The 25,630-nt window shown below is 70.3% G+C and carries 23 protein-coding genes; 13 read left to right on the top strand and 10 right to left on the bottom strand.

From position 1 onward, the window contains the following. Together VG296_RS29375 and VG296_RS29370 are read right to left on the bottom strand one after the other, a co-directional pair. The coding region (locus VG296_RS29375; protein WP_325571677.1) for an MBL fold metallo-hydrolase at positions 1-473 on the bottom strand (473 nt) is incomplete at its 3' end. 11 nt (positions 474-484) lie between these two features. Further along, entirely contained in the window at positions 485-1,258 is a 774-nt protein-coding gene (locus VG296_RS29370) for a maleylpyruvate isomerase family mycothiol-dependent enzyme (protein ID WP_325571675.1), read from the bottom strand. A 195-nt stretch (positions 1,259-1,453) separates the two neighbouring features. On the opposite strand from VG296_RS29370, the gene uvrA reads away from it, so the two are divergent. From uvrA to VG296_RS29310, 12 genes are all read left to right on the top strand, one after another. Further along, positions 1,454-4,324, top strand: a complete 2,871-nt coding sequence (gene uvrA, locus VG296_RS29365) for an excinuclease ABC subunit UvrA (protein WP_325571673.1) — start codon at positions 1,454-1,456, stop codon at positions 4,322-4,324. A gap of 185 nt (positions 4,325-4,509) precedes the next feature. Beyond that, positions 4,510-4,983: a Rieske (2Fe-2S) protein gene (locus tag VG296_RS29360; RefSeq protein ID WP_325571671.1), complete on the top strand. Its 474-nt coding sequence runs from the start codon at positions 4,510-4,512 to the stop codon at positions 4,981-4,983. Positions 4,984-5,062: 79 nt separating this feature from the next. After that, positions 5,063-7,060, top strand: coding sequence for an excinuclease ABC subunit UvrC (uvrC, locus tag VG296_RS29355; protein WP_325571669.1), 1,998 nt, complete (start codon positions 5,063-5,065; stop codon positions 7,058-7,060). A gap of 107 nt (positions 7,061-7,167) precedes the next feature. Continuing rightward, positions 7,168-8,058: an RNase adapter RapZ gene (rapZ, locus tag VG296_RS29350; protein ID WP_325571667.1), complete on the top strand. Its 891-nt coding sequence runs from the start codon at positions 7,168-7,170 to the stop codon at positions 8,056-8,058. Further along, entirely contained in the window at positions 8,055-9,077 is a 1,023-nt protein-coding gene (locus VG296_RS29345) for a uridine diphosphate-N-acetylglucosamine-binding protein YvcK (RefSeq protein WP_325571665.1), read from the top strand. Before rapZ ends, VG296_RS29345 begins: the two co-directional genes overlap by 4 nt. A 157-nt stretch (positions 9,078-9,234) precedes the next feature. After that, a complete protein-coding gene (gene whiA / locus VG296_RS29340; RefSeq protein WP_325571663.1) occupies positions 9,235-10,233 on the top strand; it encodes a DNA-binding protein WhiA in 999 nt (332 codons plus the stop codon). Positions 10,234-10,459: 226 nt separating this feature from the next. Further along, a complete protein-coding gene (gap, locus tag VG296_RS29335) occupies positions 10,460-11,485 on the top strand; it encodes a type I glyceraldehyde-3-phosphate dehydrogenase (protein ID WP_325571660.1) in 1,026 nt (341 codons plus the stop codon). 99 nt (positions 11,486-11,584) lie between these two features. Then, the gene (locus tag VG296_RS29330; RefSeq protein WP_349259738.1) at positions 11,585-12,781 is read left to right on the top strand and encodes a phosphoglycerate kinase; all 1,197 of its coding nucleotides are present in this window, start codon (positions 11,585-11,587) and stop codon (positions 12,779-12,781) included. 66 nt (positions 12,782-12,847) lie between these two features. Then, positions 12,848-13,639, top strand: coding sequence for a triose-phosphate isomerase (gene tpiA / locus VG296_RS29325; protein WP_325571656.1), 792 nt, complete (start codon positions 12,848-12,850; stop codon positions 13,637-13,639). 104 nt (positions 13,640-13,743) lie between these two features. Next, positions 13,744-13,971, top strand: coding sequence for a preprotein translocase subunit SecG (gene secG, locus VG296_RS29320; protein ID WP_325571654.1), 228 nt, complete (start codon positions 13,744-13,746; stop codon positions 13,969-13,971). A gap of 148 nt (positions 13,972-14,119) precedes the next feature. Then, positions 14,120-14,455: an RNA polymerase-binding protein RbpA gene (locus VG296_RS29315; RefSeq protein WP_325571652.1), complete on the top strand. Its 336-nt coding sequence runs from the start codon at positions 14,120-14,122 to the stop codon at positions 14,453-14,455. A 55-nt stretch (positions 14,456-14,510) separates the two neighbouring features. Next, positions 14,511-15,653 (top strand): DUF2332 domain-containing protein, encoded by a 1,143-nt coding sequence (locus VG296_RS29310; protein ID WP_325571650.1) that lies wholly within the window; start codon positions 14,511-14,513, stop codon positions 15,651-15,653. Positions 15,654-15,669: 16 nt separating this feature from the next. Here VG296_RS29310 and VG296_RS29305 read toward each other — a convergent pair whose 3' ends face one another. The 8 genes from VG296_RS29305 to tkt form a co-directional block, all read right to left on the bottom strand. Continuing rightward, positions 15,670-16,764: a HoxN/HupN/NixA family nickel/cobalt transporter gene (locus VG296_RS29305; RefSeq protein WP_325571648.1), complete on the bottom strand. Its 1,095-nt coding sequence runs from the start codon at positions 16,762-16,764 to the stop codon at positions 15,670-15,672. Positions 16,765-16,975: 211 nt separating this feature from the next. After that, positions 16,976-17,278, bottom strand: coding sequence for a hypothetical protein (locus VG296_RS29300; RefSeq protein ID WP_325571646.1), 303 nt, complete (start codon positions 17,276-17,278; stop codon positions 16,976-16,978). Next, the gene (locus VG296_RS29295; protein WP_325571644.1) at positions 17,279-17,542 is read right to left on the bottom strand and encodes a type II toxin-antitoxin system Phd/YefM family antitoxin; all 264 of its coding nucleotides are present in this window, start codon (positions 17,540-17,542) and stop codon (positions 17,279-17,281) included. A gap of 87 nt (positions 17,543-17,629) precedes the next feature. Then, positions 17,630-18,397, bottom strand: a complete 768-nt coding sequence (pgl, locus tag VG296_RS29290; protein ID WP_325571642.1) for a 6-phosphogluconolactonase — start codon at positions 18,395-18,397, stop codon at positions 17,630-17,632. Continuing rightward, positions 18,394-19,419 carry a glucose-6-phosphate dehydrogenase assembly protein OpcA gene (gene opcA, locus VG296_RS29285; protein ID WP_325571640.1) on the bottom strand — a complete coding sequence of 342 codons (1,026 nt, stop codon included), beginning with the start codon at positions 19,417-19,419 and terminating at the stop codon, positions 18,394-18,396. Before opcA ends, pgl begins: the two co-directional genes overlap by 4 nt. Continuing rightward, positions 19,416-20,975, bottom strand: a complete 1,560-nt coding sequence (zwf, locus tag VG296_RS29280; protein WP_349259745.1) for a glucose-6-phosphate dehydrogenase — start codon at positions 20,973-20,975, stop codon at positions 19,416-19,418. The genes opcA and zwf overlap by 4 nt, the downstream gene beginning before the upstream one ends. A gap of 41 nt (positions 20,976-21,016) precedes the next feature. Further along, positions 21,017-22,132: a transaldolase gene (tal, locus tag VG296_RS29275; RefSeq protein WP_325571636.1), complete on the bottom strand. Its 1,116-nt coding sequence runs from the start codon at positions 22,130-22,132 to the stop codon at positions 21,017-21,019. 26 nt (positions 22,133-22,158) lie between these two features. After that, on the bottom strand, positions 22,159-24,285 hold the full coding sequence (tkt, locus tag VG296_RS29270; protein WP_325571634.1) for a transketolase: 2,127 nt from the start codon (positions 24,283-24,285) through the stop codon (positions 22,159-22,161). A gap of 346 nt (positions 24,286-24,631) precedes the next feature. On the opposite strand from tkt, the gene VG296_RS29265 reads away from it, so the two are divergent. Then, positions 24,632-25,618 (top strand): heme o synthase, encoded by a 987-nt coding sequence (locus tag VG296_RS29265; RefSeq protein ID WP_414641148.1) that lies wholly within the window; start codon positions 24,632-24,634, stop codon positions 25,616-25,618. The last annotated feature ends 12 nt before the right edge of the window (positions 25,619-25,630 follow it).

Below are 25,630 nucleotides of genomic sequence, written 5' to 3'. Positions count from 1 at the left end.
GGGAACAGGCAGTCGCCCGTGAAGAGGTGGGGGTGGCCCTTGGGGTCGTCGTAGAGGAGCGCGATGGAGCCGGGGGTGTGGCCGACGAGGTGGATGGCGCGGAGGCGGGCGTCGCCGAAGGTGATCTCGTCGCCGTCGTCTACGAGGGTCTGGGTGGGGACGGGGATGCCGTCGGCGTCGAGGCGGCCGGCGAGGGTGTGGGCACCGGTGGCGGCGACGACCTCGGCGAGGGCCTGCCAGTGGTCGCCGTGCCGATGGGTCGTCACGACCTTGTCCAGCGAGCCGTTGACGAGGCGGATGAGGGTTTTGGGCTCGTTGGCGGCATCGATCAACAGTTGGTCGCCGCTGTACCGGCAGCGCAGCAGGTAGGCGTTGTTGTCGAACGGGCCGACGGCGACCTTCGTGATCACCAGTTCCGCGAGTTCGCGCACGTCGGGGGCGCCGCCTACGGTGACGTTTCCGTGGTAGTTCATCTTCCTGCCTTCTACTTCCAGGTGGGCGGCTGCGGCAGCGGGCCGTGCGGTTCCACATTCAGTCCATCTCCGTTGCTGCGGCCGATCAACCAGGCGACGAGGGCCGCCGACGGGCCGCGCACCTCCGGGACCTGCTCGTCGCCCGGGTCGGCGAGGATGCCGTAGACGCGGTCGTCGTCCCCGTCCTCGTCCTCGGAGAGCACCCGGAACGACGGGGACTCGGGCGTGAAGACCGGGTTGGCGAAGCGCGCGGCGATCATCGCGAGCTCCGGCTCGGTGAAGGACTCCGGCCAGTGCGCGGGGGAGTACGCCACCCGCAGGTCGACGTGGTGGATCAGGATCTCCTCGAGCCGCCACCAGGGCAGCCACGTCGCCTGCTGCTTCCCGCCGCGGCGCCCCTCGATCTCGTTGCGCCACTGCTCCGGGGTCAGCCGCGCGGCCTGCACGGCGAAGTGCTCACTGGTCTCGCGCACGTCCGCGAGCAGTTCGGCCGCGGTGCGTCCGGCGCCCTGCTCGATCTCGGCGTCGCGGGCCTCGGGGGACGCGTACATCGGGGTCTCCTCGCCGGTCGCCGCCCACGTCAGCAGCCTGACGACGGCCTCGGCGTTGCGCGCGAGGTGGGTCAGCACGTGGCCGCGGGTCCAGCCGGGCAGCAGCGAGGGCTCGCGCACGGCCGCGTCGTCGAACTGCTCGGCGGTGGCGATCAGCTGGGCTGTGGACTCGACGACCCGTGCGAGGGTCTCGGTCGGATCCGGCACGGGAATGCCGCTCGGGTCGGTTGCCATGCCTCTACTCTGGCGTACCCGGGGCCCGCGCCGCCACGCTCGGCACCCGGCTTCCGCCCCCGTGTTCTCGGACGGCGCATTTCTGTCGGTGGGCCCGCCTACGATGGTGCGAGGTGGTTTCTCCTCGGCCCGGCGCTGTCGCGGGGCGGGAAAACGCCGCTGGCCAGAGACCGAGATCACTCCAGGGAGCAGAGCGTGGCGGACAAGCTGATCGTCCGGGGGGCGCGAGAGCACAACCTCAAAGACGTCTCCCTCGACCTGCCGAGGGAAGCCCTGATCGTGTTCACCGGGCTTTCCGGCTCCGGCAAGTCCTCGCTCGCCTTCGACACGATCTTCGCCGAGGGCCAGCGGCGCTACGTCGAATCGCTCTCCGCCTACGCGCGGCAGTTCCTCGGCCAGATGGACAAGCCGGACGTGGACTTCATCGAGGGCCTGTCCCCGGCGGTGTCCATCGACCAGAAGTCGACCTCGAAGAACCCGCGCTCGACCGTGGGCACCATCACCGAGGTCTACGACTACCTGCGGCTGCTCTACGCCCGCGCGGGCAGGGCGCACTGCCCGGAGTGCAAGCGGATCATCTCCCGGCAGAGCCCGCAGCAGATCGTCGACCGCGTGCTCGAACTCGAGGAGGGCACCCGCTTCCAGGTGCTCGCCCCGGTGGTGCGCGAGCGCAAGGGCGAGTACGCAGAGCTGTTCAAGGAGCTGCAGGCCAAGGGGTACAGCCGGGCGCGGGTGGACGGCGTGGTGATCCAGCTGGCCGAGCCGCCGACGCTGAAGAAGCAGGAGAAGCACACCGTCGAGGTGGTCATCGACCGGCTCGCGGTCAAGGCGTCGGCCAAGCGGCGGCTGAACGACTCGATCGAGACCGCGCTGCGGCTGGCCGGCGGCATGATCACGCTCGATTTCGTGGACCTGGCGGAGGACGACCCGCAGCGCGAGCGGATGTACTCCGAGCACCTCTACTGCCCGTATGACGAGCTGTCCTTCGAGGAGCTCGAGCCGCGCTCGTTCTCCTTCAACTCGCCCTTCGGCGCCTGCCCGGAGTGCACCGGCCTCGGCATCCGGATGGAGGTGGACGAGGAGCTCGTCATCCCGGACCCGGAGCTGACGCTGAACGACGGCGCCCTCGCGCCCTGGTCCGGCTCCGGCCAGGCCAACGACTACTTCGGCCACCTGCTCGAAGGCCTCGGCGCGGAGCTGGGCTTCGACATGGACACGCCGTTCAAGAAGCTCCCGGCCAAGGCCCGCAAGGCGATCCTGCAGGGCCACAACCACAAGGTGACGGTCAGTTACACCAACCGCTTCGGCCGCACCCGCAGCTACTCCACCGGCTTCGAGGGCGTCATCCCGTGGATCGAGCGGCGGCACGCGGAGGCCGAGTCGGACAGCTCCCGCGAGCGGCATGCCGGCTACATGCGCGAGGCGCCCTGCCCGGCCTGCCACGGCACCCGGCTCAAGCCGCTGGTGCTCGCCGCGACCCTCGGCGGGCGCACCAGGGGCGAGTACACCGAGGGCGGCAGGTCCATCGCCGAGGTCGCCGCGATGCCGGTCGGCGAGTGCGCGGAGTTCCTGCGCAACCTCAAGCTCGGCAAGCGCGAGGCGCAGATCGCCGCGCGGGTGCTCAAGGAGGTCAACGAGCGGCTGCAGTTCCTGGTCGACGTCGGCCTGGACTACCTCTCGCTGGACCGCGCGTCGGCCACCCTCGCCGGCGGCGAGGCGCAGCGCATCCGGCTGGCCACGCAGATCGGCTCCGGCCTGGTCGGCGTGCTCTACGTGCTCGACGAGCCCTCGATCGGGCTGCACCAGCGGGACAACCACCGGCTCATCGAGACCCTCATCCGGCTGCGCGACCTCGGCAACACCCTGATCGTGGTCGAGCACGACGAGGACACCATCAAGATCGCCGACTGGGTGGTGGACATCGGCCCGGGCGCTGGGGAGAACGGCGGCCACGTGGTGGTCTCGGGGCCGGTCTCCGACCTGCTGGAGTCCAAGGACTCGCTGACCGGCGCGTACCTGTCCGGGCGGATGCGCATCGACGTGCCGGCCCAGCGCCGCCCGATCGACCGCGACCGGGTGCTGACGGTGCACGGCGCGCGCGAGCACAACCTCAGGGACGTGGACGTCACCTTCCCGCTGGGCTGCTTCGTCGCGGTCACCGGCGTCTCCGGATCCGGCAAGTCCACCCTGGTCAACGACATCCTCTACACGCACCTGGCGCGCGAGCTGAACGGCGCGCGGAAGGTCCCCGGCCGGCACACCCGGGTGGACGGCGTCGAGCACCTGGACAAGGTGGTGCACGTGGACCAGTCGCCGATCGGCCGCACCCCGCGGTCCAACCCGGCGACCTACACCGGCGTGTTCGACCACGTCCGGCGGCTGTTCGCGGAGACCACCGAGGCGAAGGTGCGCGGCTACCTGCCGGGCCGCTTCTCCTTCAACGTCAAGGGCGGTCGCTGCGAGAACTGCCAGGGCGACGGCACCATCAAGATCGAGATGAACTTCCTGCCGGACGTCTACGTGCCCTGCGAGGTCTGCCTCGGCAAGCGGTACAACGAGCAGACCCTCGAGGTGCACTACAAGGGCAAGACCATCTCGGACGTGCTGGACATGCCGGTCTCCGAGGCGGTGGAGTTCTTCGAGGCCATCCCCGGCATCGCCAGGCACCTGCGCACCCTGAACGACGTCGGCCTCGGCTACGTCCGGCTCGGGCAGAGCGCGACCACCCTCTCGGGCGGCGAGGCGCAGCGGGTGAAGCTGGCCTCGGAGCTGCAGCGCCGCTCCACCGGCCGGACCGTGTACGTGCTCGACGAGCCGACCACCGGCCTGCACTTCGAGGACATCCGCAAGCTGCTCGGCGTGCTCGGCCGGCTGGTGGACGCGGGCAACTCGGTGATCGTGATCGAGCACAACCTCGACGTGATCAAGACCGCGGACTGGATCGTGGACATGGGCCCGGAGGGCGGTCGCGGCGGCGGCATGGTCGTCGCCGAGGGCACCCCGGAGCGGATCGCGGCGCACCCGAGTTCCTACACCGGCAAATTCCTCAAGGAGTTGCTCGGCTGATCAACCGTCACACTCCGTGAGATGAGAGCGCTCAGCAAATTCTTAAGCGGTGCGCTTGAACCGCTCGGCGGCGCGGTCCGTGAGATGGCCGTGAAGGGCATGAATCGTACCCGGCCCTGGTCCCACCCTCGGTATATCCGCCGGGTACGCTGACGCACAGCCGAGATTCAAGGAGCGCTAACGAGATGGCCGAACAGTCCCAGCCCACCTCAGCAGACCGCCGCACCGTGCTGCGCGCCACGGCGCTCGGCGTGGCCGTAGCCGGTGTGGGCGTCACCGCTGCGGCCTGCAGCAGTTCCAACAGCCAGCCCCAGGGCTCCGCCGCCCAGACCGCTTCCGTCGCGGGCGCGACGGGCGCCGCGGGTGGCGGCACGGCGACCGTCGCCGCCTCCAAGGTGCCGGTCGACAGCGGCTTCATCGATCAGACGAACCGGGTGGTCGTGACCCAGCCGAGCTCCGGCGAGTTCAAGGCGTTCACTGCGGTCTGCACCCACGCGCAGTGCACCGTGTCCACAATTTCGAACAACGTCATCCAGTGCCCGTGCCACGGCTCGCAGTACAGCGCCAAGGACGGCTCGGTCATCCAGGGCCCGGCCCCCTCGCCGCTCACCTCGAAGACCGTCTCCGTCTCCGGCTCCACCATCACTTACGAGACCTGATCCGACCGCCCGGGCCGGGATTCGCCCCTCGGCCCGGGACGGCCGGCTGGCTGTCGGTGCGACGCCGTAGGCTGACACCGTGAGCGATCCGACCACCTACCGCCCGGCTCCCGGCTCCATTCCGACCCAGCCGGGGGTCTACAAGTTCCGCGATCAGTACGGCCGGGTCGTCTACGTCGGCAAGGCCAACAACCTCCGGGCCCGCCTGGCGAACTACTTCCAGCCGCTCACGTCGCTGCACCCGCGCACGCAGTCCATGGTGACCACCGCGACCTCCGTCGAGTGGACGGTCGTCGTGAACGAGGTCGAGGCGCTCGCGCTCGAGTACTCCTGGATCAAGGAGTTCGATCCGCGGTTCAACGTCAAATACCGGGACGACAAGTCCTACCCGAGCCTCGCGGTGACCCTGAACGAGGAGTTCCCGCGGGTCCAGGTGATGCGCGGGCCCAAGAAGAAGGGCGTGCGCTACTTCGGCCCGTACGCGCACGCCTGGGCGATCCGGGAGACGGTGGACGCCCTGCTGCGCGTCTTCCCGATGCGCAGCTGCTCGCAGGGGGTGTTCCGCGGCGCGAAGCTGACCGGGCGCCCCTGTCTGCTCGGCTACATCGACAAGTGCTCAGCTCCCTGCGTCGGCCGGGTCAGCCCCGAGGAGCACCGGAAGATCGCCGAGGACTTCTGCACCTTCATGTCCGGGCAGACCGCCGGGTTCACCCGCGGGCTCGAGCAGGAGATGAAGCAGGCGGCCGCGGACCTGGAGTTCGAGAAGGCGGCCCGGCTGCGGGACGACCTCGGCGCGCTGCAGCGGGCCATGGAGCGCAACGCGATCGTCCTCGGCGACGGCACCGACGCGGACGTCGTCGGCATCTGCGAGGACGAGCTCGAGGCCGCGGTGCAGATCTTCCACGTGCGCGGCGGGCGGGTGCGCGGCCAGCGCGGCTGGGTCGTCGAGAAGGTCGAGGACATCGACACCGGCGGCCTGGTCGGCCAGTTCCTGCAGCAGCTCTACGGAGACCAGGAGCCCGAGGCGGTGCCGAAGGAGATCCTGGTGCCCGCGCTGCCCGAGGACGCCGAGGCGGTGCAGGCCTGGCTGGCGACCCGGCGCGGGTACGGCGTCGAACTGCGGGTGCCGCAGCGCGGCGACAAGCGGACGCTGATGGAGACGGTGGAGCGCAACGCCAAGCAGGCGCTGGTGCTGCACAAGACCAAGCGGGCCTCGGATCTGACGACGCGTGGGCAGGCGCTGGAGGCCATCGCCGAGGCGCTCGGCATGGACCAGGCGCCGCTGCGCATCGAGTGCTATGACATCTCGCACACCCAGGGCGCCGAGGTCGTGGCGTCCATGGTCGTGTTCGAGGACGCGCTGCCGCGCAAGTCGGAGTACCGGCGCTTCACGATCAGGACGGTCGAGGGGCAGGACGACGTCCGGTCCATGCACGAGGTGATCAGCCGCCGGTTCAAGCGCTACCTCGCGGAGGCGGCGAAGGCCGGCGAGGCGCTGCTGCCTGAGGCGGAGATCGAGGCGGATGAGGAGGGCGTCGCGACGGTGGACAAGCCGCTCAGCCGCAGCGCCTACCCGCCGCAGCTGGTGCTGGTGGACGGCGGGGCGCCGCAGGTGGCAGCTGCGGCGCGGGCGCTGGAGGAACTCGGCATCGACGACGTCGCGGTCGCGGGGATCGCGAAGCGGATGGAGGAGATCTGGCAGCCCGGCGAGGAGGACCCGGTCATCCTGCCGCGCACCAGCGAGGCGCTCTACCTGCTCCAGCGCGTGCGCGACGAGGCGCACCGCTTTGCCATCACCTTCCACCGGCAGCGCCGCTCCAAGGCGATGACCGCGGGCGGGCTGCTCGACGGCATCCCGGGGCTCGGCGAGGTGCGGCGCAAGGCGCTGCTCAAGCACTTCGGCTCGGTCAAGGGCGTGCGCGCCGCGAGCGTCGAGGAGCTCGCGGCGGTACCGGGGTTCGGGCGGGCCACCGCGGAGGCGCTGCATGAGGCGATCGCGCAGCGCTCCCGATCTTCCACCCGTCCGGCTGCCGTCAACACCGCGACCGGTGAGCTTCTGGAAGATAGCGGAAACTGAATCGAAAGGGACATAGACTCGACGTGATCGCAGGCCGGACGCGACCGGCCCGCGGTCGGGAGCGGCACGCAAGGGAAGAAGCGGTCTAGGGGGAAAGGCGGTCCATCATGAACGACGAGGTCGAGGAGACACCCGAGCCGCCCGAGCTCGTGGTGATCTCGGGCATGTCCGGCGCCGGCCGGTCCACGGCGGCCAAGGTCCTGGAGGACCTCGGCTGGTTCGTGGTCGACAACCTGCCGCCCAGCCTGATCGCCACGATGGTGGACCTCGCCGCGCGCACCCAGGGCTCGGTGCCGCGGATCGCCGTCGTGGTGGACGTGCGCGGGCGGTCCTTCTTCGAGCACCTGCACGAGGCGCTCTCGCACATAGAGGCCACCGGGCTGCGGCACCGCATCGTCTTCCTCGAGTCGGCCGACGACGTGCTGGTGCGCCGCTTCGAGAACGTGCGCAGGCCGCACCCGCTGCAGGGCGAGGGCCGGATCACCGACGGCATCGCGCGCGAGCGCGACCTGCTGCGCGAGCTGCGCGGCGAGGCGGACCTGGTGATCGACACCTCGAGCCGGAACGTGCACGAGCTGCGCGCCGCGCTGGAGGCCGCGTTCGGCCGGGACGGCGGCGAGAGCGGGCTGCGCGCGACCGTCATGTCCTTCGGCTTCAAGTACGGACTGCCGGTGGACGCAGACCTCGTACTCGACGTACGCTTTCTGCCCAACCCGCACTGGATTCCGGAACTGCGCCCGCGCACCGGCCTCGACCCGGAGGTCAGCGCATACGTGCTGGCCCAGCCCGGAGCCAAGGAGGTGCTTGAGTCCTACGGCGAGACCCTGCGGATCATCACCAACGGGTATCGCAAGGAGGGCAAGCGCTACGTCACCCTCGCGGTAGGGTGCACCGGCGGGAAGCACCGCAGCGTCGCGATGGCCGAGCAGTTCGCGGCGCGTCTCAGCAGCGACGGCGTGGACACGACCGTGGTCCACCGGGACGTAGGGCGTGAGTGAGCGAACAGCGAGACGGTAAGGCCCCGCTGCGGGGCGAGGGCGCGGTACGGGTGGTGGCCTTCGGCGGCGGGCACGGGATGCACGCCTGCCTCTCGGCGCTGCGCACCCTCACCGACCAACTCACCGCGATCGTCACCGTGGCGGACGACGGCGGCTCCAGCGGCCGGATCCGGCAGGAGCTCGGCGGACTGCCGCCCGGTGACCTGCGGATGGCGCTCGCGGCGCTGTGCGGGGACGACGAGTGGGGCCGGACCTGGGCCAAGGCGCTGCAGCACCGCTTCGGCGGCTCCGGCAACCTGTCCGGGCACGCCCTCGGGAACCTGCTGATCACCGCGCTGTGGGAGGAGCTCGGCGAGCCGGTCGCGGCACTGGACTGGGTCGGCCGGCTGCTGGGGGCGCGCGGCCGGGTGCTGCCGATGGCCGCCGTGCCGCTGGAGATCGAGGCCCAGGTGCGCGGCGTGGACCCGGCGCACCCGCTGCGGGTGAGCACGGTGCGCGGGCAGCATTCGCTGGCCAAGACGCCGGGCGAGGTGCTCAGCGTCCGGCTGCTGCCGCAGGATCCGCCCGCCGTGCCGGACGCGGTCGCGGCGATCGACGAGGCGGACTGGGCGGTGCTCGGCCCCGGAAGCTGGTTCACCAGCGTGCTGCCGCACCTGATGGTGCCGGAGCTGGCCCGGGCGCTGCTGCGCACCCAGGCCAAGCGGATGCTGGTGCTCAACCTCGTGCCGCAGATCGGCGAGACCGACGGGTTCACCCCGGCCGACCACGTCGAGGTGCTCGCGGCGCACGCGCCCGACCTGCGACTCGACGCGATCCTGGTGGACCCGTCCTCGCTGCGCGGGGCGCACGAGGAGCGCAAGCTCAAGGAGGTCGCGGCCTCCCTCGGCGCCGAGGTGCACACGGCCGCCGTGACGGCGAACGGACCGGAGCAGCCCGAATCGGTGCGGCACGACCCGGTACGGCTCGCCGCGGCGATCTCCGAGATCGTCGCCGGCGCGCGCACCGGTGCGGCCATCTGAGCGAGCGTGTTGCGCTGCGACAATCCGGCTAATGATCCGTTCGAGGGTCATCCCTGCCGGTGATCCGCCAGCGTAACGGGGGCCACGGGCGGTCACCGCCGGTTAACCTGGGTGGCAGCCCATCCCCCGTGCCGCACCGATAGGAGGCCGCGTAGCCATGGCGATGACCGCGGCGGTCAAAGACGAGCTGAGCCGGCTCACAGTGGTCAAGCCCTGCTGCCGGAAGGCGGAGACGGCGACCCTGCTGCGCCTGGCCGGTTCGATCCACCTGGTGCAGGGACGGATCGTGATCGAGGCCGAGCTGGACGCGGCCGCGGCGGCGCGCCGACTGCGCAAGAACATCGCCGAGGTCTACGGACACTCCTCGGAACTCGGCGTCATCGCGCCCGGCGGCCTGCGCCGGGGCAGCCGCTACCTGGTGCGGGTGGTGCGCGACGGCGAGGCGCTGGCCCGGCAGACCGGCCTGCTGGACGGCCGCGGGCACCCGGTGCGCGGGCTGCCGCCGCAGGTGGTCGCCGGATCCGTGTGCGACTCCGAGTCCGCGTGGCGCGGCGCGTTCCTGGCGCACGGCTCGCTGACCGAGCCGGGGCGCTCCAGCGCGCTGGAGATCACCTGCCCCGGGCAGGAGGCGGCGCTCGCCCTGGTCGGCGCGGCCCGCCGGCTCGGCGTGTCCGCGAAGAACCGCGAGGTGCGCGGCGTGGAGCGGGTCGTGGTTCGGGACGGCGACGCGATCGGCGCGCTGCTCACCCGGCTCGGCGCGCACGACTCCGTGCTCGCCTGGGAGGAGCGCCGGATGCGCCGCGAGGTGCGCGCCACGGCGAACCGGCTCGCCAACTTCGACGACGCCAACCTGCGCCGCTCCGCGCGGGCCGCGGTGGCCGCCGGCGCACGGGTCGGCCGGGCCCTGGAGATCCTCGGCGAGAACGCTCCCGAGCACCTGGCGCTCGCCGGACGGCTGCGGCTCGAGCACCGGCAGGCCTCGCTCGAGGAACTGGGCGCGCTGGCCGATCCGCCGCTCACCAAGGACGCGGTCGCCGGCCGGATCCGCCGGCTGCTCGCCCTCGCCGACCGCCGCGCGGCCGACCTGGGCATGCCCGGCACCGAGGCCTGCCTGACGCCCGAGCTGTTCGCGGCCGCCGGCGTGGCCGATGGCTGAACCGGCGTCGCGCTGAGGGTGTTGCGGCGTCGGACACGGCGCCGCAACGGAACGGAAACCGGCTTGCTACCGGCGGGTAATACCACATGCCGGGCCGGGTGGATTCGCCGCTCGGGCTGCCTGTAGGTTGAGTCTGCATTGTGTAGTCGGAAATCTTTATCGGATTCATGTGCACCACAGCGTTGGCGACGAGGCCCTCGTGAGGTGCTCGAGCGAGGAGACCTTCGTGACCGTTCGCGTTGGCATCAACGGCTTCGGCCGCATCGGGCGCAACTTCTTCCGGGCCACTGCGGCCTCGGGAGCCGACATCGAGATCGTCGGCATCAACGACCTCGCCAGCCCGAAGATCCTGGCCCACTTCCTCAAGTACGACTCCGTCCTGGGCCGTTTCCCGGGCTCCGTCGAGGCGACCGAGGACTCCCTGATCATCAACGGCAAGGCCATCAAGGTCATCGCCGAGCGCGACCCGGCGGCGCTGCCGTGGAAGGAGCTGGCGGTCGACGTCGTCGTCGAGTCCACCGGCCTGTTCACCAACGCCGATGACGCCGCCAAGCACCTCGAGGCGGGCGCGAAGAAGGTCATCGTCTCCGCGCCGGCCACCGGCGACGCCAAGACCATCGTCATGGGCGTGAACGAGAACGAGTACGACGCGGCCGCGCACCACGTCCTGTCGAACGCCTCCTGCACCACCAACTGCCTCGCCCCGCTGGTCAAGGTGCTGCTCGACGAGTTCGGCATCGAAAAGGGCCTGATGACCACGGTCCACGCCTACACCACCGAGCAGCAGCTGCAGGACCAGATCGCGCTGACCCGCAAGGGCACCATCGACCTGCGCCGCGCCCGGGCCGCCAACCTCTCGGTGATCCCGGCCTCCACCGGCGCCGCCCGCGCCATCGCGCTGGTCATCCCCGAGGTCAAGGGCAAGCTGGACGGCTTCGCCCTGCGCGTGCCGGTGCCCACCGGCTCGATCACCGACCTGACCGTGAACCTCTCCCGCGAGGTCACCAAGGACGAGGTCAACGCCGCGTTCAAGAAGGCCGCGTCGGAGGGCAGCCTCAAGGGCTTCCTGAAGTACAACGAGGACGAGATCGTCTCCTCGGACATCGTGACCGACCCGTCCTCCTGCATCTTCGACTCCACCCTGACCATCGCCCAGGGCAACCAGGTCAAGGTCGTCGGCTGGTACGACAACGAGTGGGGCTACTCCAACCGCCTCATCGACCTCATCACGCACGTCGGCGCCGGTCTCTGAACCGCCGCCCAAGCGGATGCACTGCGGGCCCGCACGACCTCGAAGGGTCGTGCGGGCCTTCGTCGGATTCAGCACTCTTCCTCACCCGAAGGCTTGGAAATGAAGACCATTGACGACCTCGATGTCGCCGGCAAGCGCGTGCTGGTGCGCGCCGACCTGAACGTCCCGCTCGACGGCACCCGGATCACCGACGACGGCCGGATCCGCGCCTCCGTGCCCACCCTCAAGGCGCTGCTCGAGCGCGGCGCCAAGGTGATCGTGACCGCGCACCTCGGCCGGCCCAAGGGCGCGGACCCGGAGGCCGATGCGAAGTACTCGCTCGCGCCGATCGCGGTGCGCCTCGGCGAACTGCTCGACAAGCCGGTCGCCTTCGCCACCGACACCGTCGGCGAGTCGGCTCAGGCCGCCGTCGCCGCGCTGAAGGACGGCGAGATCGCGCTGCTGGAGAACGTCCGGTTCAACCCGGCCGAGACGAGCAAGGACGCCGTCGAGCGCGGCAGGTTCGCCGACGAGCTCGCGAAGCTGGCCGACCTGTTCGTCTCGGACGGCTTCGGCGCCGTGCACCGCAGGCACGCCTCGGTCTACGACATCGCCGAGGACCTGCCGAGCGCCGCGGGCTACCTGATCTCCGCCGAGCTCGACGTGCTCAAGAAGCTCACCGAGGACGTCGAGCGGCCCTACGTGGTCGTGCTCGGCGGCTCGAAGGTCTCCGACAAGCTCGGCGTCATCGACAACCTGCTGGACAAGGCCGACCGGATCCTGATCGGCGGCGGCATGGTCTTCACCTTCCTCAAGGCGCAGGGCCACGAGGTCGGCAAGTCGCTGCTGGAGGCCGACCAGCTCGAGACCGTGCTCGGCTACCTGGAGCGGGCCAAGGACGCCGGCGTGGAGATCGTACTGCCGGTGGACATCGTCGCCGCGACCGCCTTCGCCGCGGACGCCGAGCACGCGGTGGTGGCCGCCGACGCGATCCCGGCGGACCGGCTCGGCCTGGACATCGGCCCGGAGTCCGGCAAGCTCTTCGCGGCCAAGCTGGCCGACGCGCGCACCGTGTTCTGGAACGGCCCGATGGGAGTTTTCGAGATGGAGGCCTTCGCCGCCGGCACCCGGGCCGTGGCCCAGGGCCTGATCGACTCCAAGGCCTTCACCGTGGTCGGCGGCGGGGACTCGGCCGCGGCCGTGCGCGCGCTCGGCTTCGACGAGGCCGCGTTCGGCCACATCTCCACCGGCGGCGGCGCGTCGCTGGAGTACCTCGAGGGCAAGGATCTGCCCGGCATCTCCGTTCTGGAAGGCTGAATCACGTGAGCACGACGCGTACTCCGCTGGATTGCAGCCGGGGAACTGGTGCTTGGAAAGGAATTCATGTCTAACGGCCGCACCCCGCTCATGGCGGGCAACTGGAAGATGAACCTCAACCACTTCGAGGCCATCGCCCACGTTCAGAAGATCGCCTACGCCCTCAACGACAAGGACCACGCGGCGGTGGAGGTGGCGGTACTCGCGCCGTTCACCGACCTGCGCTCGATCCAGACCCTCGTCGACGGCGACAAGTTCAAGATCAAGTACGGCGCGCAGGACGTGTCCACGCACGAGTCCGGCGCGTACACCGGCGAGATCTCGGCCGCCATGCTCGCCAAGCTGAAGTGCGCCTACGTGGCCGTCGGGCACTCCGAGCGGCGCGAGTACCACGGCGAGACCGATGCCATGGTCGCGGCGAAGGCGGCGATCGCGCTCAAGCACGAGATCAGCCCGATCGTCTGCATCGGCGAGAAGCTCGAGGTCCGGCACGCTCAGAACCACGTCGAGCACGTGCTGGAGCAGGTCGGCGGCTCGCTCGCGGGGCTGACCGGCGAGCAGGTGCGCAAGTCCGTGCTGGCCTACGAGCCGGTCTGGGCGATCGGCACCGGCGAGGTCGCCACCCCGGCCGACGCGCAGGAGGTCATCGGCGCGATCCGCACCCGGCTCGGCTCGCTCTACGACGCCGAGACGGCCGCGGCCACCCGCATCCTGTACGGCGGCTCGGTGAAGGGCTCCAACGCGGCCGGGATCATGGCCGAGAAGGACGTGGACGGCGCGCTGATCGGCGGCGCCTCGCTGGACCCGGACGACTTCGTCCGGATCGTGCGCTACCGGGACACCGCGGTCGCCGGCTGACGCCGAGCCGGTGCTACTGGTCCCGCACCCGCTGGAGCAGGTAATCTGGGGCGGCTGCTGCACACGCGGCAGCCGCCATCCGTCCATCGAGAGAGAAGAACCCCGTGATCCTCGGCCTTGAGATCATCCTGGGTATCACCAGCCTGCTGCTGATCCTGTTCGTCCTCATGCACAAGGGCAAGGGCGGCGGCCTGTCCGACATGTTCGGCGGCGGTTTCACCTCGCAGCACGGCGGTTCCTCGGTGGTTGAGAAGAACCTGGACCGCATCACGATCGTCCTCTCGGTGATCTGGCTCGCCTGCATCATCGGCATCGGGATCGGCTACAAGTAGGACAGATCGGCTCAAATCCGTCGCGATGCAGGGCGGAACCAGGGGACGCGCACCCGCGTCTGACCTATCGCTCGTACACTGGTGCATCGCGCCTTTTGTACGGCGCGGGTGGAGCACTACGCGGTCTGCGGCAGGGAGACGGATAAAAGTGGCTAGTGGCAACGCGATTCGCGGCAGCCGGGTCGGCGCCGGTCCGATGGGCGAGGCCGAGCGGGGCGACACCGCGCCGCGCGTCTGGATCACCTTCTACTGCTGCAACGGGCACGAGACGCGGCCGAGTTTCGCCAGCGACGCGGCGATCCCGGAGACCTGGGACTGCCCGCGCTGCGGTTTCCCGGCCGGTCCGGACCGGGACAATCCGCCGGCCCCCCCGCGCACCGAGCCGTACAAGACGCACCTGGCGTACGTGCGCGAGCGGCGCAGCAACGAGGACGGCGAGGCGATCCTGGCCGAGGCGCTCGCCAAGCTGCGCGGCGAGATCTGACCCGCGCGGGCCCTGGGCCTCGGCTCCGTCCGGGGCTGATCGCTAAGATCGGCCCATGACGGACTGGGATGAGACGACGCGCAGATTCGAGATCTTCATCGATCGCGAGGTGCGGCAAAGCTCCCCGCTCTACACCGCGCTGTGCCAGTACGTCTCCGACGACCTCGCCGCCGGCGGGTACTTCGTCGAGGTGCTGGGGCGGGCACCGCTCCGGCAGCGGATTCCGAACCTGTTCTTCGCGGCCGTGCACCGCGTGCTCTTCGACCACCCGGACGAGCCGCTGGCGGAGTACTACCCCTCGCTCGGCGGCACCAGGCTGCCTGACGAGAATCTGACGAAGGCCTTCGTCGAGTTCGTCACCGCTCATCGCGCGGAGATCGATCCGCTGCTGGCGACGGGGGAGACGCAGACGAACGAGGTGCTGCGCGGCGCGCAGCTGCTGCCCGCGTTCGGCTGGGTGCAGGCCACGACGCGTCGTCCGCTGGGGCTGATCGAGATCGGTCCCAGCGCGGGCCTGCTGTTGCACACCGATCGCTATGACTACCGCTACGAGTTCTCCGACGGCACGGTCCTCGAGGGCGGGGAGGCCTCGGCGGAGGGCGTGCCGCCGCTGCATTGCCCGATCCACGGCGCGTGCACGCCGGAACAGCTCGCCCCCTTCGTCACCAAGCCGCTCCGCGTCTCCTCGCGTGTCGGTCTTGATCTGAATCCGTTGAGCCCGACCGACCCCGACGCCTGTGCGTGGCTGCGTGCGCTGGTCTGGCCCGAGCATCACGAGCGCCGTGCGCGGCTGGAGGCGGCCCTGGAGCACGCGGCGCGCCGGCCGGTGAAGCTGCGCAGGGGCGACGCCGTGCGCATTCTCGCCGACGCGGTGGATTCGGTGGCGGACAACGCGATCCCGTGCGTCTTCGTGTCGAACAGCCTGCCGCACTGGAGCGTCGAGGGCCGCGAGGAACTCGTGCGGCTGGTGCGCGAACTCGGCGCGCGACGCGACCTGGTGCTGATCCTCAAGGAGGCCTACCGGATCGGGCTCGGCCTGTTCAGCGGCAAGCCCGATCCCGGTGCGCCCGAAGGCAGGGACGTGCACGAGGTGCTGGGCGCGGTCGTCTACCTCGGCGGCCGGGAGCGGCTGTTCCGCCTCGGCTCGGCCGGGATGCACGGCATGTGGCTCGACTGGGCGCCGCGGCCGCTCGCCTGAGAACTCACTCGGCGGGTCACTCGGCGATCTCCGCGGCAGGCGTTTCGCGCATCGTCCAGCGGTGCTCCACCTTGCCGATGCGCCACACCAGCAGCGCCGCGATCCACGTCACGGCGAACAGTCCGGCGATGATGAACCCGGCCCTGTTGATGTCGAAGTTCGCCATGAAGTCCCAGAAGCCGCCGCTCAGGTGCAGTTCGCTGGTCAGCACGCCGAGCACCTCGACCGTGCCGATGATGAACGCCGCCGCGATCGAGAGACCGGTGATCACCAGGTTGTAGTAGACCTTGCGGACCGGCCTCGCGAAGGCCCAGCCGTATGCGAAGTTCATGAAGCACCCGTCGAGCGTGTCGAACAGCGTCATGCCGCCGGAGAACAGCAGCGGAAGCGCGAGCACGGCGTAAAAAGGCAGGCCGCTGGTCGCCGCGTACGCGGTGGCCGCGAGCAGCACGACCTCCGTCGCGGTGTCGAATCCGATGCCGAAGACGCAGCCCACGAAGTAGAGCTGCCAGGGCTTGGTGATCGACCTCATGAAGCGGCCGAAGAAGCGCCACATCAGGCCACGTGCCTGAAGCTGGCGTTCGAGTTCTTCCTCGTTCAGCTCGCCGCGGCGCAATCCCTTGAACACCTTGGCGATCCCGACCAGCACGATCAGATTCAGCGCGGCGATCAGGTAGAGGAAGCTCGCCGAGGTCAGCGTGCCGAGCATGCCGCCGAGCGTCTCATAGGTCGAATCCGGATTCACCACGGCGCCGAAGACGGCCCGCGCGGCGAACGAGATGCCGACGCCGACCGCCATCACGATGCTGGAATGCCCGAGGGCGAAGAAGAACCCCGTCGTCAGCGGGCGCCGGCCGTCGGCCATGAACTTGCGGGTGGTGTTGTCGATCGCTGAGATGTGGTCGGCGTCGAAGGCGTGCCGGGCGCCGAGCGTCCAGGCGGTCACGGCCACGCCGAGGCCCACGCCGAGTTTCGCGTAGGCGAAGTGATGCGGCATCACCGTGAAAATGTAGATGCCCCAGCCGAAGCCGTTGATCGCGAGCACGATCAGCGCTATCAGGCCGAGGCGAGCCCATTCCGAGGGGTTCAGGGCATGCAGGAACCCGCGCATACGGACCAATCCTTCCATCGAGGCTGGCGAACCGTTCGCGCGCCGAGAGGCGACCGGACTTCCCCTGAGCCTGAGCAGGACTCAGTCGGGGTAACCGTTGCGGGACAGTGCCGGACTCACACCGGCTTCGCTCTCCGCGCGCGGCCCCGGCAGGAGCCGGGGCAAGGGGTATCGTACTGCGTCATCGCAGGTCTGGTAATCGCAGACCCGGTTACTGCGGATGCGGGGCCTTGGCCACCATGATGACCGTGACCGTGGCGTTCTTCTCCGAGACCTTGTAGAGCACTCGGTAGTAGCCGAGCAGCAGCCGGCGAAGCCCGCCCCGGCCGAGGTTCGTGCTGTTGCCCGGCCGGGGGTTGTCGCCGAGTTCGTAGACGGCCGTCAGCACCAGCTGTGCCCCGAGCTTGTCCTCGCGGTACAGCAGACTGGCGGCGTCGATGGCGGCCGGCTTCCAGTCGATCCAGTAGGTCCTGCGCTGTTCCTCGTCGGTTTCCCTGTCCTTGTGACGTGGCACTTACTGGTCCTCGTCCAATCCCAGGAGCTTCCTTACCTGGTCGTGCGGCACGACGTCGTCGTCCTCCGCCAGGATCCGCTCGGCCAGCGCGATGTCGGCCTCGTCCTCGCGGCGCCGGAAGTACTCCAGCACCTCGTAGGGCACGATCGCCGCCACCGGCGTGCCGTGCTGCGTGATGGTGATGATCTCGCCGCCGTGGTGCGATTTGGCGACGAGATTGCCGAGGCGCGTACGCGCGTCGGTCAACGTTACTGTCTCTGCCATGTACAAAACGTACACTTTGCAGATTGTGTTGTAAAGAGCAGGGCCCCGCGGTCTTCGCGACCGCGAGGCCCTGCTCCCGTACTCGGGTTACTGCTGGAGCAGGCTCGCCGCGGCCTCGTCGACCAGCCACAGCGTCGCCTCGGTGCCATGCGCGCCCACGGCCGGCGTGTGCACCTGGTCCGCGCTGGACAGCGCCCGCGCCACGGCCTCGGCCTTCTCCGCTCCGGAGGCCACCACCCACACCTCGCGCGCCGCCTGGATCACCCGGAAGGTCAGCGAGATCCGGTTGGGCGGCGGCTTGGGAGAGTTGTGCACCGCGATCGCGGACGGCGCCACCTCGTGCGTGCCCGGGTGGTCCGGGAACAGCGAGGCGATGTGGCCGTCCGGACCCATGCCGAGCAGCAGCACGTCGAACGCCGGGGCGTCCGTGCCCGAGGACCCGGCGTACTTCGCCAGCTCCGCCGCGTACCGCTCGGCGGCCGCCTCCGCGTTCTCGCCGTCCGGGCCGTCGCTCGCGGCCATGGCGTGCACGAACCGCGGGTCGAGCGGCAGCGAGTCCAGCAGGGCGTCCCTGGCCTGGGTCTCGTTGCGCTCCTTGTCCCCGGAGGGCACGAAGCGCTCGTCGCCCCACCACAGGTGCACCCGGCCCCAGTCCACGGCCTCGCGCGCCGGCAGCTGCGCGAGCGCGGCCAGGGTGCCGATGCCGATCGTGCCGCCGGTCAGCACCAGGTGCGCGACCTCCCGCTCGGCCAGCACGTCGACCAGCCTGGTCGCTAGCCGCGCCGCCGCAGCCGAAGCCAGGACCGGCCCGTCCGGGTGGCGGATGACGCGGGCTCCGGCGCGCGTGGCAGTCAAGCCGACTCCCCGGTCTCGGTCTGGGCCTCGTCGACCGCGACCGGCGCGGGCTCGCCGAGCCTCCTGGCCTCCTTGGCCGCCTTCTCGACCGTCGGACCGGCCACCTTCAGCGGCTCGCTGAACGGCACGTTCACCTCGGCGAGCAGTCGCGCGTAGACGTCGTCCGAGTCGAGCCTGCGCAGCTCCTCGGCGATCAGCTCGGCGGTCTCCCGGCGCTTGAGCGCGACCGGGCGGTCCGGCTGGCCGGGGACGGACAGCGTGGCCAGCTCGCCGTCCGGGCGGCTGAGCCGGATCGGGCCGTCCTCGGTCATCAGCTCGACCGAGGTGATGCCCGGGCCCTCGTCCGCGGTCCGGGTGACCGGCACGCCGAGCCGCTGCCGCAGCCACACGGCCAGTACCCGCACCGAGGGGTTGCCCTCCTCGCCGGAGACGGCGACCGAGACGACCCGGTGCGGGAACTGGTCCAGCGCGGCGGCCAGCATCGAACGCCACGGGGTCAGCCGGGTCCAGGCCAGGTCGGTGTCGCCCGGCTGGTAGCCCGCGGCCCGCGCCACCAGCTTGGTCATCGGCTTGTAGTACTCGGCGGCGTCGGTGATCCGGCGCTGCGCGAAGGCGCCGAGCGGCTCCTTCGACGGCACGTCCGGGCCCTCGTCCGGCCACCAGGTGACCACCGGCACGTCCGGCAGCAGCAGCGGCAGCACGACGGAGTCGGCGTGCGTGGCCAGCTCGCCGTACAGCCGCAGCACCACGACCTCGCCGGGGCCGTTCTCGTCGCCGGTGCGCACCTCCGCGTCCAGCCGGGTCCGCGTGGTGTCCGGGCGGCCGATGGCGATGATGATCCGCGCCGGGTGCTCCCGGGCGGCCCGGCTCGCGGCCTTCATCGCGTCGTAGTGGTGCCGCTCCTCGGTGGAGACCACCAGCGTCAGCACGGCGCCCGTCGTCGGGGTGCCGCTCTTGTGCCGGGCCGCCACCAGCGTCGAGGCGATCTTGCCCGACGTCGTGTCCGTCAAGTCGATGATCACGGCCGCCTCCAGGTACGGTCGTCGCGCGCGAGCATCTCGTCGGCCTCGGCCGGACCCCAGGTGCCCGCGGCGTACTGGGCGGGCTTGTCGGTCTGCGCCCAGTGCTCCTCGATCGGGTCGAGGATCTCCCAGCCGATCTCGACCTCCTCCTTGCGCGGGAACAGCGGCGCGTCGCCGAGCAGCACGTCCAGGATGAGCCGCTCGTAGGCCTCGGGGGAGGACTCGGTGAACGCCTCGCCGTACTGGAAGTCCATCGACACGTCGCGCACCTCCATCGAGGTGCCCGGCACCTTCGAGCCGAAGCGCACGGTGATGCCCTCGTCCGGCTGCACCCGGATGACCAGGGCGTTCTGGCCGAGTTCCTCGGTCATGGTGTCGGTGAACGGCAGGTGCGGGGCGCGCTGGAAGACCACCGCGATCTCCGTCACGCGCCGCCCGAGCCGCTTGCCGGTGCGCAGGTAGAACGGCACGCCGGCCCAGCGGCGGGTGTCGATCTCCAGCTTGATCGCGGCGTAGGTGTCGGTGATGGAGTCCTTGGCTATGCCGTCCTCCTCCAGGAAGCCGAGCACCTTCTCGCCGCCCTGCCAGCCGCCGGAGTACTGGCCGCGCACGGTGTGCTTGCCCAGGTCCTCGGGCAGCTGCACGGCCGAGAGCACCTTGACCTTCTCCGCGAACACCGCGTCCGCCTCGAAGGAGCCGGGCTCCTCCATCGCCGTCAGCGCGAGCAACTGCAGCAGGTGGTTCTGGATGACGTCGCGGGCCGCGCCGATGCCGTCGTAGTAGCCCGCGCGACCGCCGATGCCGATGTCCTCGGCCATGGTGATCTGCACGTGGTCCACGTAGTTGCGGTTCCAGATCGGCTCGAACATCGTGTTGGCGAAGCGCAGCGCCAGGATGTTCTGCACCGTCTCCTTGCCCAGGTAGTGGTCGATCCGGAAGACCGACTTGGGCGCGAAGACCTCGCCGACGACCCGGTTGAGCTCCTTGGCGCTGGCCAGGTCGTGGCCGAAGGGCTTCTCGATGACCACCCGGCGCCAGGAGTCCTCGCCGCCGTCCGACAGGCCGGACTCCTTGAGCTGCTTGACCACGTTCGGGAAGAACTTCGGCGGCACCGAGAGGTAGAACGCGTGGTTGCCGTTCGTCCCGCGCAGCCGGTCCAGCTCGTCGATCGTCTGCTTGAGCTGGTCGAAGGCCGCCGGGTCGCCGAACTCGCCGGGCACGAAGCGGAAGCCCTGGGCCAGCTGGTTCCAGACCTCCTCGCGGAACGGGGTCCGCGCGTGCTCCTTGACCGACTCGTAGACGACCTGCGAGAAGTCCTGGTCCGCCCAGTCCCGCCGGGCGAAGCCGACCAGGGCGAAGCCCGGGGGCAGCAGCCCACGGTTCGCCAGGTCGTAGATCGCCGGCATCAGCTTCTTGCGGCTCAGGTCGCCGGTCACGCCGAAGATCACCAGGCCGCAGGGGCCCGCGATCCGCGGCAGCCGCCGGTCCTGCGCGTCCCGCAGCGGGTTGGCCAGGTCGGTGGCCGAGTGTTCGATCTCATCGAGATGCCGATGCATTATCGACGGCCCGAAGGCATCGCCGTCCCGTCCTACAGGACTCACGCCTCACTCCCGAGCTTCGTCAGCTCGGCCTGAACCGTGTCGAGCAGCTCCGTCCAGGAGGCCTCGAACTTCTGCACGCCCTCGTCCTCGAGCACCTGCACGACGTCGGCATAGGAGATGCCGAGCGCCTCGACGTCCTCGATGACCTTCTTCGCGTCCGCGTAGTTGTCGCGCACCGCGTCGCCGTTCGGGGCGCCGTGGTCGGCCTCGGCGTTCAGCGTGGCCTCGGGCATCGTGTTGACGGTGCCGGCCACGATCAGGTCGTCCACGTACAGGGTGTCCTTGTACGCCGGGTCCTTCACGCCGGTCGAGGCCCACAGCGGGCGCTGCGCGGTGGCGCCGGCGGCCTTCAGCGGAGCCCAGCGCTCGCTCGAGAAGACCTTCTCGAAGGCCTCGTAGGCCAGCCGCGCGTTGGCCACGGCCGCCTTGCCGAGCAGCGCGTTCGCCGCGTCGCTGCCGATCGCCTTGAGCCGCTTGTCGATCTCGGTGTCCACCCGCGAGACGAAGAACGAGGCGACCGACTGGATCTTGCTCACGTCGTGCCCGTTCGCCTTCGCCTGCTCGATGCCGGCGACGAACGCGTCCATGACGCCGCGGTAGCGCTCGAGCGAGAAGATCAGGGTGACGTTGACGCTGATGCCCTCGGCCAGCACCGCGGTGATCGCCGGCAGGCCCTCGCGGGTCGCCGGGATCTTGATCAGGATGTTCTCCCGGTCGACCAGCCACCACAGCTGCTTGGCCTCGGCGATCGTCGCCGCGGTGTTGTGCGCGAGCCGCGGGTCCACCTCGATCGAGACCCGGCCGTCCACGCTCTTCGTCGCGTCGTAGACCGGGCGGAGCACGTCGGCCCCGTCGCGCACGTCGCGGGTGGTGATCATCCGGAGCGCCTCGTCCACGGTCACGTGGCGCACGGCCAGGTCCTTGACCTGCTCGTCGTACGTGGCGGAGCCGGAGATGGCCTTCTGGAAGATCGTCGGGTTCGTGGTCACGCCGGTGACGTGCTTGTCCCGGACCAGCTCGGCGAGGTTGCCGGTGCGGATCCGGTCCCTGGACAGGTCGTCGAGCCAGATGGAGACGCCGTCGTCCGACAGTTTCTTGAGGTTCTCGTACATCGTGTGCCTTCTCTCCCCTTGATTCCTCAGGCCTCGACCGCGTTGAGGGACTCGCGTGCGGCGGCTTCGACGGCCTCGGCGGTGACTCCGAACTCCGTGTACAGCTTCTTGTAATCGGCGGAGGCGCCGAAGTGTTCCAGCGAGACGATGCGACCCGCGTCACCGACGAAGCGGTACCACGGCTGGGCCACGCCGACCTCGACCGCCACCCGCGCCTTGACCGCGGCCGGCAGCACCGACTCCCGGTACCCGGCGTCCTGCGCGTCGAACCACTCCACGCAGGGCATCGAGACGACCCGGGTCGGCACGCCGTCGGCCTCGAGCCGCTCGCGCGCCGCGACCGCGAGCTGCACCTCGGAGCCGGTGCCGATGAGGATCACCTTCGGCGCGCCGCCGGTGGCCTCGGCCAGCACGTAGCCGCCGCGCTTGACGCCCTCGGCCGCGGAGACGGCGGCGCCGAGCGCGTCGCGGTCGAAGACCGGGAGGTTCTGCCGGGTCAGCGCGAGGCCGACCGGGCCGTCCTGCTCCAGCGTCGCCTGCCAGGCCGCGACGGTCTCGTTCGCGTCGCCGGGGCGCACGAAGTTGAAGCCGGGGATCGCGCGCAGCGCGGCGTAGTGCTCGACCGGCTGGTGCGTCGGGCCGTCCTCGCCGAGGCCGATCGAGTCGTGCGTCCACACGTAGGTGACCGGCACGTGGATCAGCGAGGCGAGGCGCACGGCCGGGCGCATGTAGTCGGAGAACACCAGGAAGGTGCCGCCGAACGGTCGCGTGTTGCCGTGCAGCACGATGCCGTTGAGGATCGAGCCCATCGCGTGCTCGCGGATGCCGAAGTGCAGGATCCGGCCGTACGGCGAGGAGCCGCCGAACTCGCCGCCTTCCTCGTCGTACGGCAGGAAGGACAGGCCGCCCTTGATGGTCGTGTTGTTCGAGCCGGCCAGGTCCGCGCTGCCGCCCCAGAACTCGGGCAGCTGCTCGGCGATCGCCTGGATCGCGGCCTCGGAGGCCTTGCGGGTGGCGACGTCCTTGCCCGCCGGGAAGACCGGCAGCTTCTCGTCCCAGCCGGTCGGCAGCTCGCGCTTCTGGATCCGGTCGAAGTCCGCGGCGCGCTGCGGGTTGGCCGCGCGCCACTCGTCGTAGCCCTTGCTCCACTCGGCGCGGACCGCGGCACTTCGCGCGATGACCTCGCGGGCGTGGCCCAGCACCTCGTCGGTGATCTCGAAGGTCTTCTCCGGGTCGAAGCCCAGGATGACCTTGGTGGCCGCGACCTCGTCGGCGCCGAGGGCCGAGCCGTGCGCCTTCTCGGTGTTCTGCAGGTGCGGCGCGGGCCAGCCGATGATGGTGCGCAGCCGGATGATCGACGGACGGCCGGTCTCCGCCTCGGCCGCCAGGATCGCCTTGTGCAGCGCCTCGACGTCCTCGACGTAGCCCTCGACGTCGGTCTCCGACTTGGTCCACTCGACCGACTGGGTGTGCCAGCCGTACGCCTCGTAGCGCTTGAGCACGTCCTCGGTGAACGCGACCTTGGTGTCGCCCTCGATCGAGATGTGGTTGTCGTCGTAGATCACGACGAGGTTGCCCAGCTTCTGCGTGCCCGCGATGGACGAGGCCTCGGAGGTGACGCCCTCCTCGAGGTCCCCGTCGGAGGCGATCGCGTAGATCGTGTGGTCGAACGGCGAGCTGCCGGGGGCCGCCTCCGGGTCGAACAGGCCGCGCTCGTAGCGGGCGGCCATCGCCATGCCCACCGCGTTGGACAGGCCCTGGCCGAGCGGCCCGGTGGTGGTCTCCACGCCGACGGTGTGCCCGTGCTCCGGGTGGCCCGGCGTGAGCGAACCCCAGGTACGGAAGGCCTGCAGGTCGGAGAGCTCGAGGCCGTAGCCGGAGAGGTAGAGCTGGATGTACAGCGTCAGGCTGGAGTGCCCGGGGGAGAGCACGAAGCGGTCCCGGCCGACCCACTGGGCGTCGGTCGGATCATGCCGCAGGTGCCGCTGGAAGAGCAGGGTGGCGACCGGAGCCAGCGACATCGCGGTGCCTGGGTGGCCGTTGCCGACCTTCTGCACCGCGTCGGCGGCCAGCACGCGGACCGTGTCCACGGTCCTGCGGTCCAGATCGGTCCACGAGAACGGGGTGTTCGAAACAGCGGGCAGCTCGCTCAACGCGCGCGTCCTTCCTTGGGTGCGGAGCCGTCGTCCCCGGGGTGGAGGCGACGCTGCCCACCGGGCGGCGCTCGGGTCCGAACGGGTCCGCACGGCCCGTCCAAGCGGCCAGAGCACACAGCCCATTCCCCGCGCGGCGGAGGCTGTGAAATCTGTTATGTCGGCTCCACCCTACCCCGCTCGGGCCCGTCGACTCATGTGCTGTCCGCCGAACGGGAGTGAGCCGTCCGAAACGGGTCGGGACGCGTCCGTCTTCGGCGTTTCACCCGACCCGGGCGCAGGCGCGTGCGGGGCACGGTCTAGAGTTTCGCTGTCTTCGGAAAACTCCGGGCGACGGGCAAACTAGATGCAAGGGTGTGCGCTGGTGACTGCGGTGGAATCCCTTCCGGCGGCTCCGGTCCTGGCCGCTCCGGCTGCGGAGCAGGCCCCGGCGCGGCGCGCGTCGGCCGCCGACACCGTGCGCGCGTACGTCGCGCTCACCAAGCCGCGGATCATCGAGCTGCTGATCATCACGACCATTCCGGTGATGTTCCTGGCCAAGGACGGCGTGCCGAACCTGTGGACGGTCATCGCGGTGACCGTCGGCGGCTACCTCTCGGCGGGCAGCGCCAACGCGCTCAACTGCTGGGTGGACCGGGACATCGACACCGAGATGCGCCGCACCCGCCGCCGTCCGCTCGCGATGCACACGGTCACGCCGAACGCCGCGGTGGTCTTCGGCCTCGCGCTCGGCGTGCTGTCCACCCTGTGGCTCGGCTTCGCCGTCAACTGGCTCTCCTCGATGCTGGCGCTGGCCGCGAACGTGTTCTACGTGGTCGTCTACTCGATGATCCTCAAGCGGCGCACCTCGCAGAACATCGTCTGGGGCGGGGCCGCCGGCTGCTTCCCGACCCTGATCGGCTGGACCGCCGTCACCGACCACCTGGCCTGGCCGCCCGCGATCCTGTTCCTGGTGGTGTTCATGTGGACGCCGCCGCACTTCTGGTCGCTGGCGATGCGCTACCGCGAGGACTACGCCGCGGCGAACGTGCCGATGCTGCCGTGCGTCGCCACCGAGCGGCACGTGGCCTGGCAGATGACGCTCTACACCTGGGCCACGGTCGCCTGCTCGCTGGCCGTCTGGCCGGTCGCGCACACCGGCTGGGTCTACGGGATCGGCGCCTCGGTGCTGGGAGTGGCCTTCCTGATCGTGGCGCACCAGCTGCACTGGCAGGCGCGCAAGGGCGTGACCGGCGTGGCCCTGAAGCCCATGCGGATGTTCCACTTCTCCAACAGCTACCTCGCTCTGCTGTTCGTTCTTCTTGCGATCGACCCTCTGGTGCGTCGATTCTGAAACGATGAACGC

The sequence above is a fragment of the Actinospica sp. genome, from assembly GCF_035552695.1.
Taxonomy (GTDB): Bacteria; Actinomycetota; Actinomycetes; order Streptomycetales; family Catenulisporaceae; genus Actinospica.
Note: the sequence above shows the minus strand (reverse complement) of the source record. Positions and strands in the feature narration are given on the sequence as shown.